This window comes from Streptomyces sp. TM32 (assembly GCF_004122755.1).
Taxonomy (GTDB): domain Bacteria; phylum Actinomycetota; class Actinomycetes; order Streptomycetales; family Streptomycetaceae; genus Streptomyces; species Streptomyces sioyaensis.
Map to the genome: position 1 here is coordinate 33,777 of NZ_SDIG01000039.1, position 8,874 is coordinate 42,650.

General features: G+C 70.6%; 9 protein-coding genes. 3 read left to right on the top strand and 6 right to left on the bottom strand.

The window, feature by feature from the left end:
- Positions 1–55: 55 nt before the first annotated feature.
- From EST92_RS12385 to EST92_RS12405, 5 genes are all read right to left on the bottom strand, one after another.
- A complete protein-coding gene (locus EST92_RS12385; RefSeq protein WP_107452763.1) occupies positions 56–1,420 on the bottom strand; it encodes a geranylgeranyl reductase family protein in 1,365 nt (454 codons plus the stop codon).
- 102 nt (positions 1,421–1,522) lie between these two features.
- Positions 1,523–2,224, bottom strand: a complete 702-nt coding sequence (locus EST92_RS12390) for a demethylmenaquinone methyltransferase (protein WP_129249613.1) — start codon at positions 2,222–2,224, stop codon at positions 1,523–1,525.
- A 93-nt stretch (positions 2,225–2,317) separates the two neighbouring features.
- Positions 2,318–2,869: a hypothetical protein gene (locus EST92_RS12395; RefSeq protein WP_129280989.1), complete on the bottom strand. Its 552-nt coding sequence runs from the start codon at positions 2,867–2,869 to the stop codon at positions 2,318–2,320.
- 7 nt (positions 2,870–2,876) lie between these two features.
- Complete coding sequence (gene mqnC, locus EST92_RS12400; RefSeq protein WP_129280990.1) at positions 2,877–4,076, bottom strand: cyclic dehypoxanthinyl futalosine synthase; 1,200 nt, start codon at positions 4,074–4,076, stop codon at positions 2,877–2,879.
- A gap of 166 nt (positions 4,077–4,242) precedes the next feature.
- A complete protein-coding gene (locus tag EST92_RS12405) occupies positions 4,243–5,142 on the bottom strand; it encodes a menaquinone biosynthesis protein (protein ID WP_129280991.1) in 900 nt (299 codons plus the stop codon).
- A gap of 249 nt (positions 5,143–5,391) precedes the next feature.
- On the opposite strand from EST92_RS12405, the gene EST92_RS12410 reads away from it, so the two are divergent.
- The 3 genes from EST92_RS12410 to EST92_RS12415 all read left to right on the top strand — a co-directional run bounded on the left by EST92_RS12410 (position 5,392) and on the right by EST92_RS12415 (position 6,702).
- Positions 5,392–5,595 carry a cold-shock protein gene (locus EST92_RS12410; protein WP_003984261.1) on the top strand — a complete coding sequence of 68 codons (204 nt, stop codon included), beginning with the start codon at positions 5,392–5,394 and terminating at the stop codon, positions 5,593–5,595.
- Positions 5,596–6,236: 641 nt separating this feature from the next.
- Positions 6,237–6,374: a hypothetical protein gene (locus EST92_RS31600; protein WP_154073971.1), complete on the top strand. Its 138-nt coding sequence runs from the start codon at positions 6,237–6,239 to the stop codon at positions 6,372–6,374.
- A 16-nt stretch (positions 6,375–6,390) separates the two neighbouring features.
- Complete coding sequence (locus tag EST92_RS12415; protein WP_129280992.1) at positions 6,391–6,702, top strand: hypothetical protein; 312 nt, start codon at positions 6,391–6,393, stop codon at positions 6,700–6,702.
- A gap of 166 nt (positions 6,703–6,868) precedes the next feature.
- On the opposite strand, the gene EST92_RS12420 is transcribed toward EST92_RS12415, so the two are convergent.
- Positions 6,869–8,716 carry an AMP-dependent synthetase/ligase gene (locus EST92_RS12420; RefSeq protein ID WP_254068783.1) on the bottom strand — a complete coding sequence of 616 codons (1,848 nt, stop codon included), beginning with the start codon at positions 8,714–8,716 and terminating at the stop codon, positions 6,869–6,871.
- Positions 8,717–8,874 lie beyond the last annotated feature (158 nt).

Below are 8,874 nucleotides of genomic sequence, written 5' to 3' on the forward strand. Positions count from 1 at the left end.
CGCCGTCGACGCTCAGCGGGCCGTCACCGTGCCTGAGCCGGTGACGGCCGGTAGGTCACGCCTTCGGCGCGACCTTGCTCAGACCGTTGATGATGCGGTCCATCGCGTCACCGCCCGTGGGGTCGGTGAGGTTGGCGAGCATCTTGAGCGTGAAGCGCATCAGCAGCGGGTGGGTCAGACCGCGCTGGGTGGCGACCTTCATGACCTTGGGGTTGCCGATGAGCTTCACGAACGCGCGGCCGAGGGAGTAGTAGCCGCCGTAGGTGTCCTTGAGGATCTTCGGGTAGCGCTGCAGGGCCAGCTCACGCTGCGCGTACGTGGCGCGGGCGTGCGCCTGCACGATGACCTCGGCCGCGATCGCGCCGGACTCCATGGCGTAGGCGATGCCCTCGCCGTTGAACGGGTTGACCAGACCGCCCGCGTCACCGACCAGCAGCAGGCCCTTGGTGTAGTGCGGCTGCCGGTTGAAGGCCATGGGGAGCGCGGCGCCGCGGATCGGGCCGGTCATGTTCTCCGGCGTGTAGCCCCAGTCCTCGGGCATGGACGCGCACCAGGCCTTGAGGATCTCGCGCCAGTCCAGCTCCCGGAAGGCGGAGCTGGAGTTGAGGATGCCGAGGCCGACATTGCTCGTCCCGTCGCCCATGCCGAAGATCCAGCCGTAGCCGGGCAGCAGCCGGTCCTGGGCGCCGCGGCGGTCCCACAGCTCCAGCCAGGACTCCAGGTAGTCGTCGTCGTGCCGGGGCGAGGTGAAGTACGTCCGCACGGCCACGCCCATGGGGCGGTCCTCGCGCCGGTGCAGCCCCATGGCCAGCGAGAGCCGGGTGGAGTTGCCGTCGGCGGCGACGACCAGCGGGGCGTGGAAGGTGACCGGGGTCTTCTCCTCGCCCAGCTTGGCGTGGACGCCGGTGATGTGGCCGGTCAGCTCGTGGACGATCGGCGCGCCGACGTTGCAGCGCTCGTACAGCCGCGCACCGGCCTTCTGCGCCTGCCGGGCCAGCTGCTCGTCGAAGTCGTCGCGCTTGCGGACCAGTCCGTAGTCCGGGTACGAGGCCAGCTCCGGCCAGTCGAGCTGGAGCCGGGAGCCGCCGCCGATGATCCGCAGGCCCTTGTTGCGCAGCCAGCCCGCTTCCTCGGAGATGTCGATGCCCATCGCGACCAGCTGCTTGGTGGCGCGCGGGGTCAGCCCGTCACCGCAGACCTTCTCGCGCGGGAACGCGGTCTTCTCCAGCAGGAGCACGTCCAGACCGGACTTGGCGAGGTGATACGCGGTCGCCGAGCCGGCGGGCCCGGCACCGACGACGATCACGTCCGCACTGTGCTCCGAGCGGGCTGTGGTCACGGAATCGGTCACGGACGCGGACTCGGTCACGGTGCTGTCTCCCGGAAGTCGATATCTGGATTTCTGGGTGCCGACCGGCACCGGGCACGGGCAGTCTATGGGGGCCGTGGTGAGCAGAACCTGAAGGGTTGTGCCGTGACACCGTGCCTCCCGCGCCCGCGAACCGCCCGCCGCCGGCTGCCGTCAGCTCCCGGCCGGCTTGCGCCCCCGGTGCAGTGCCACGACGCCACCGGTCAGATTGCGCCAGGCCACCTCGGTCCAGCCCACACCCTGGAGCCGGGCGGCGAGTTCGGGCTGGTTCGGCCAGGTGCGGATGGACTCGGCGAGGTAGACGTAGGCGTCCGGGTTGCTGCTGACCGCACGGGCGACCGGCGGCAGCGCACGCATCAGGTACTCGGTGTAGACGGTCCGGAACGGCGCCCAGGTCGGTTCGCTGAACTCGCAGATCACCAGGCGTCCGCCGGGCTTGGTGACCCGGTGGAGCTCGGCCAGCGCGGCATCGGTGTCCTGGATGTTGCGCAGCCCGAAGGAGATGGTGACCGCGTCGAACACCCCGTCCGCGAACGGCAGCCGGGTGCCGTCACCGGCCGTGAACGGCAGCCACGGGCGGCGCTTCTTGCCCTCGCCCAGCATGCCGACGGAGAAGTCGCAGGGCACGACGTACGCACCGGCCCCGGCGAACGGCAGCGAGGAGGTGCCCGTTCCGGCCGCGAGGTCGAGCACCCGCTCGGCGGGGCGGGCGGCCACCGCCCGCTCCACCTCCTTGCGCCACAGCCGCGCCTGCCCCAGGGAGAGGACATCGTTGGTGAGGTCGTACCGTGCCGCCACGTCGTCGAACATCGCGGCGACTTCGTGCGGCTGCTTGTCCAGGGATGCTCGGGTCACCCGGTCATTGTCCACCGTGCCCGGTCCCGGGCCCGCACCGGGCACGGCCGGGCGCCGGAACCGGGGCCGCCGAGCGGCACGGGCCGCTCCGCTTCAGCGGCGGCGATGGACGAGACGGCCGGCCAGCACCGTGGCCAGCGCGCTGCCGTCCTCGGCGAAGACGGCGAAATCGGCCGCGCCGCCGACGGTCAGCGCCCGCGGGCGGCCGCCGGGCACCTCCGCGAGCCCGGACCGCTGGACGGCCGTACGGACCGCGGGCCGGGTGAACGGCCCGGTCAGCGCCGTCGTACCGAGGGCCAGCAGACGCTGCAGGCCCCGGCGGGCGCTGGCGCCCCAGCGCGCCTCCGTCATGTCGAGGGCGGCGAGCGCCGCGCCCCCGATCGGCTCGCTGCCGAGCTCCCCGGCCTCGCGCGGGTCGGGGTGGTAGACGGCCTCCAGCAGCGCGGCGCCGTCCGGTTCGGTACGGCCGGGGGTCAGCACGCCGTCCCACTCCCGGACCCGCGCCTGGTCTCCGTAGGCCGCGAGCAGCTCCTCGTACGGCCCGATGGCGGCGATCCGGCCGCCGTCGACGACGACCGCATGGCCGGCGGCCGGCTCGCCGTCGGGGACGAGCCGGACACCGCGCACGCGGTGAAGTGTCAGCATCGCGGGGTCAGTTGGCCTCGATGAGCTTCAGCTCCGGATGGGCGGTGCCGCCCTCGATCGCCGTCGAGGACAGATGCGAGACGACCTTGTCGTCCACCGGGTCGTTCGCCGGGTCGTCGTGCACGAGAAGGTGCTCGTAGGTCGTCGCGCGCTGGGCCGGGACCCGGCCCGCCTTGCGGATCAGGTCGATGATCTCCATGCGGTTGGAGCGGTGCTTGGCGCCGGCCGAGGAGACCACGTTCTCCTCCAGCATGATCGAGCCGAGGTCGTCCGCGCCGTAGTGCAGCGACAGCTGACCGATCTCCTTGCCGGTGGTCAGCCACGAGCCCTGGATGTGCGCGACGTTGTCGAGGAAGAGCCGGCCGATGGCGATCATGCGCAGGTACTCGAAGAGGGTGGCCTGCGTCTGGCCCTTCAGGTGGTTGTTCTCCGGCTGGTAGGTGTACGGGATGAAGGCGCGGAAGCCGCCCGTACGGTCCTGGACATCGCGGATCATCCGCAGATGCTCGATCCGCTCGGCGTTGGTCTCGCCGGTGCCCATCAGCATCGTCGAGGTCGACTCCACGCCGAGGCCGTGGGCCGCCTCCATGATCTCCAGCCAGCGCTCGCCGGACTCCTTCAGCGGCGCGATGGCCTTGCGGGGACGGGCCGGCAGCAGCTCGGCGCCGGCGCCCGCGAAGGAGTCGAGCCCGGCGGCGTGGATGCGCTGGATCGCCTCCTCGACGGAGACCTTGGAGATCCGCGCCATGTGCTCGACCTCGGAGGCACCGAGGGAGTGGATGACCAGCGCCGGGAAGGCCTTCTTGATCGCCGAGAAGTGCTCCTCGTAGTACTCGACGCCGTAGTCCGGGTGGTGCCCGCCCTGGAACATGATCTGGGTGCCGCCCAGTTCGACGGTCTCCGCGCAGCGGCGCAGGATGTCGTCGAGATCGCGGGTCCAGCCCTTGGCGGTGTCCTTGGGTGCGGCGTAGAAGGCGCAGAACTTGCACGCCGTCACGCACACGTTGGTGTAGTTGATGTTCCGCTCGATGATGTACGTCGCGATGTGCTCGGTGCCCGCGTAGCGGCGGCGGCGCACGGCGTCGGCGGCCTGGCCCAGCGCGTGCAAAGGGGCGGAGCGGTACAGGTCGAGCGCTTCCTGCGGCGTGATCCTGCCGCCCTGCGCGGCGCGGTCGAGCACGGACTGGAGGTCGGCGTTCTCGGTCACCGGGGCGTCCCTTTCACAGGCGGGCATCACGAACTGGACCAGCGTACGTCAGGGGTCCGACAGCCCCGCCGCCGGTCAGCCGGCGCCTGGCACGAGCCCCAGGTCAGAGCCTTATTCGCCGCTGGCGGGCACCCGGAGCCCCGGCCCGCCCCTCCGCCCCGCCCGGCTACCCGGCCGGCGACGCCAGCAGGTCCACTTTCACATCGGCCGGGAACCCGGTCGTCGGCCCGACCCGCCGGGCGAATTCCGTGACGCCCCGCAGCTGGGCGGGCCCGAAACGGAAGTCGAGCGTGGTGAAGTAGCGCTCCAGGACCGGCTCGTCGAAGGTCTCCCAGCGGGCCGCCTGCTCGGCGACCTTGCCGACCTCCTCCAGCGACAGATCACGCGAGGCCAGAAACGCCTCGTGCACCTTCTGCACCACGACCGGCTCGCGCTCCAGGTACTCGCGCCGGGCCGCCCAGACGGCGAAGACGAACGGCAGGCCCGTCCACTCCTTCCACATCTGGCCCAGGTCGTGCACCTCCAGGCCCAGCCGTGGACCGTCGTGCAGATTGGCGCGCAGCGCGGCGTCACCGATCAGCACCGCCGCGTCCGCCTCCTGCATCATCACGCCGAGGTCCGGCGGGCAGGTGTAGTACTCGGGCCGCACCCCGATCTTTTCGGCCAGCAGCAGCTGGGCCAGCCGTACGGACGTCCGGGAGGTCGAGCCGAGGGCGACCCGGGCGCCGTCCAGCTGCTCCAGCGGCTTCTGCGAAACGATCACGCAGGACATCACCGGGCCGTCGCAGCCGACGGCGAGGTCGGGAAAGGCGACGAGGTCGTCGGCGGCCCGCAGGAATTCCACGAGGGTGATCGGCGCGATGTCGAGCTCCCCGCGGACCAGCTGCTCGCTGAGCTTCTCCGGCGTGTCCTTGGTGAGGTCCAGATCGAGCAGGGTGCCCGTACGGGCGAGGCCCCAGTAAAGGGGCATGCAGTTCAGGAACTGGATGTGGCCCACTCGCGGCCGGCTGCGACGGCGGCCGGCGTCGGCTCCCGCGGGTGCGTCTCCGAAGGTTGAATTGTCCACATGCGGAGGCTAGACCTGTCCCGCTAGGGGCAGCGCGGCGGGTCGGCGTATGGACGTTAGTGCGGTCGGTTAAACGTGATCTTTGGCTCTTCCGCCTCGCGAGCGCACCATGCTAAGCTCAGCGCAAGTTGCAGTTTGGTTTCCCTTGCAGTACAGAGCCTGCGGAGCATGTGACCCCGCAGGCTCTTGTAGTTTCAGACTTCTTTGCAGGTTCTGGAGCAGGGCAACCCTTTGGCCCAAGGAGGGCTTATGGCTACCGGAACCGTCAAGTGGTTCAACGCTGAAAAGGGCTTCGGCTTCATCGCCCAGGACGGCGGCGGCCCGGATGTCTTCGTCCACTACTCGGCGATCAACGCCTCTGGTTTCCGCTCCCTGGAGGAGAACCAGCAGGTGAACTTCGACGTCACGCAGGGCCCGAAGGGTCCGCAGGCGGAGAACGTCACGCCGGTCTAAGTTGCCTGGCCCGGAATCTTTCCAGGTCGTTTCCAGCAGTACCCAAGGAGCCCTGCTCCGCCATTTCGGTGGCGAGCGGGGCTCCTGCCTTTTCCTGCCGACGACCGGCTTGAATGGCCATCGCATGAATTTTTCTCGTCCCGCGCATGACACACCCATCGGGCGCAAGCAATGCGGAATTTCTCCGGCAATGCGCGCACCGCTCGCCACTGCCCCGGCAGCAGTCATCTCCCTCGTTCGGTCGCAAAGAGTCGCAAAGAATCGGGATCTCGCCGCACCCGAACGGGGCAAGTAGCGCGGTCGCTCGGCGGAAAACCGTGAGCAACAAGGGAACCGCCGAGGTGGCGAGAAGGCGGGAATCCAGACCGCCCCGATGACGGATGCGGCAATCGGCGGCGCGCGTCCTCACCACCACCAACGATCACGGCTCCTCGGGGGCCAGCGGGAGCACCGTCGTCACATCCGACGCTCCGACGGTGGCCACGAGGACGCTGAGCCCGCGGAGGCCCGTCCGGCGAGCAGGCAGACCCAGCCGCACATTTTGGCGCAAGTGCCCACCGGTACAAAGAAGTTGCGGCAGATGACGAAGTGATCACGGAAAGTGGTCACATCGGAACATGGCGCGGCATACCGTGGGCAGAATGAGCGAGCACTTGCCCCCGCAGAAGACCTGTCCCGACTGTGGGGGCAGAGGCACCGTGGACTGGGAGACACCGGCCGGCGACAAGGTCACGACCCAGTGCTCCGGTTGCGGCGGCACCGGCACCGTCCTGGCTTGAGGGAGGCGAAGGCGACATGGCGCCCTTGGGGAGGAACGGTAAGCCGGTCGGCCTGGACGCGCAGTACGTCGGCCGGCTGCCGTGCTCGACCTGCGGGATACGTTCGATGAAGCTGCCCGGCCAGCAGGGCGGGCTGTGCATTCCGTGCTACGCCGAGGAGTGCGCGGCGGAGGGGCGCCGTGCCGCGACGGCCGGGGCCTGGGTGACCGCGAGCTTCGTCGGCGACCCGTGCCTGGCCTGTGGCTCGCAGTCCGTCGACGCCAACGGCTGGGCGTTCTGGTGCAACTCCTGCGATATGCAGACGGCGGTCGCGCTGCCGCCGCGGTGAGCGGGTCCCCCACGGTGAGCGGTCCCGCCGCGGTGGACGGGTCCCGCCCCGCTGCCGGGCCCGCGCAGCGCGGCGACCTCGCACGTCAGACCCCGTGCCACCTCCCCCACAGAGGTGACACGGGGTTCCAGTCTGACGCGCCGGGGGCGAGGGCTCCAGAGCGGGGTCACCCGCTTTCGTAAAGGCTGGCTATGTCTTTGGCGAAATCACGGGAGACGGCGGCACGGCGGAGTTTCAGAGACGGGGTCAGATGCCCGGATTCCGGGGTGAAATCCACCGGGAGAACGGCGAAGCGGCGAATGGATTCAGCCCGGGAGACCAGTGCGTTGGCGTCGTCCACTGCGCGCTGGAGCTCGGCGAGCAGGTGCTTGTCGCGGAGCAGTCGCTCGGACGGCACGTCCTGCTTCTTGTGCATCTGGCACCAGTGGGCGAGGCCGTCCGGGTCCAGGGTGAGCAGGGCGGTGATGTAGGGGCGGTTGTCGCCGACGACCATGCACTGGCCGACGAGGGGGTGGGAGCGGAGGCGGTCCTCCAGGGGCGCGGGGGCGACGTTCTTGCCGCCCGTGGTCACGAGGATCTCCTTCTTGCGGCCGGTGATCGTGAGGTAACCGTCCGGGTCGAGTGACCCGAGGTCGCCGGTGGCGAACCAGCCGTGGTCGGTGGCGGGGCGGGCCGCGCCGAGGGCGGCGTCCCAGTAACCGGAGAAGACGTGTCCGCCGTGGATCAGGATCTCGCCGTCGTCGGCGATCCGCACCGCGGTGCCGGGCAGGGGCCAGCCGACCGTGCCGATGCGGGGGCGCAGCGGTGGCGTGACCGTGGTGGCGGCCGTGGTCTCCGTCAGGCCGTAGCCCTCGAAGATCTCGATGCCGGCGCCGGTGTAGAACGCGGCGAGGCGCTGGCCGAGGGGGGAACCGCCGCAGAGGACGTGCCGGACCCTGCCTCCGAGGGCGGCGCGGATGCGGCGGTAGACGAGCGGATCGTACAGCTTGCGGGCGGCTTTGAGGGCGACGCCGGGGCCGGGGCCCGTCCCGTGCTCCCTGGCCTCGACCGCCTCGCCGTAGTGCCGCGCGACGCGGGCCGCGCGGTCGAAGGAGGAGCCCTTGCCCATCTTCTCCGCAGTGGCCCGGCCGGTGTGGAAGACCTTCTCCAGGACGTACGGGATGGCCAGCAGGAACGTCGGACGGAAGCCGGCCAGGTCGGCGAGCAGGTCGTCGGTCTGGATGCTGGGGGCGTGGCCGAGGCGGACACGGGCGCGCAGGCAGCCGACGGCGACCATGCGGCCGAAGACGTGGGAGAGCGGGAGGAAGAGGAGGGTGGCGGCGGGCTCCTCGCTGACCGACCTGAAGATCGGGTGCAGCAGCTCGACGGCGTTGTCGACCTCGGCGAAGAAGTTGGCGTGTGTGAGGGCGCAGCCCTTGGGGCGGCCGGTGGTGCCGGAGGTGTAGATGAGGGTGGCGAGGGCGTGCGGACCAGTGGCGGCGCGGCATTGGTCGACCGCCTCGTCCGGGAGGTCCCGGCCCGCGGCGATGAGCTGGGCGACGGCGCCGGTGTTGAACTGCCAGAGGTGGTCCAGAACGGGGAGTTCGCCGCGCAGACCGCTGATCAGCCGGGCCTCTTCGACGTTCTCCACGACGCAGGCGCGAGCGCTGGAGTCGTGCAGGATCCACTGCGCCTGGTGGGCGGAGGACGTGGGGTAGAGGGGGACGGTGACCAGGCCGGCCGCCCAGGCGGCGAAGTCGACGAGGGTCCACTCGTAGGTCGTACGAGCCATGATCGCGAGCCGGTCGCCGGGGCGGAGCCCGTGCGCGATCAGGCCCTTGGCGACGGCGCGGACCTCGACGGCGAACTCCGCGGCGGTGATGTCCCGCCAGGTACCGCTGGGTTGTTTGCGGGCGAGCACGACGTCGGCGGGCGCCTCGGCGGCGTTGGTGAAGGGGAGGTCCCCGAGCGAGCCACTGCGGACGGGCGGAACCAGCGGGGGCACGTAGACCTCCCGGACCCTGCCGTTGACCAGGGTTTTCTGGGGCTCCCGCAGGCTGCGGGCGGCGGCGTCGGCCGGGGCGGTGGGTGGTGCGTCGACGGGTGATCCGGTGGCTGCACTGTCCTGGTGGAACACGAGCGGCTCCTCGTTTCGCCTGTGGAGTGCGGAGGGGGGTGGGGCGGGCGCATGGG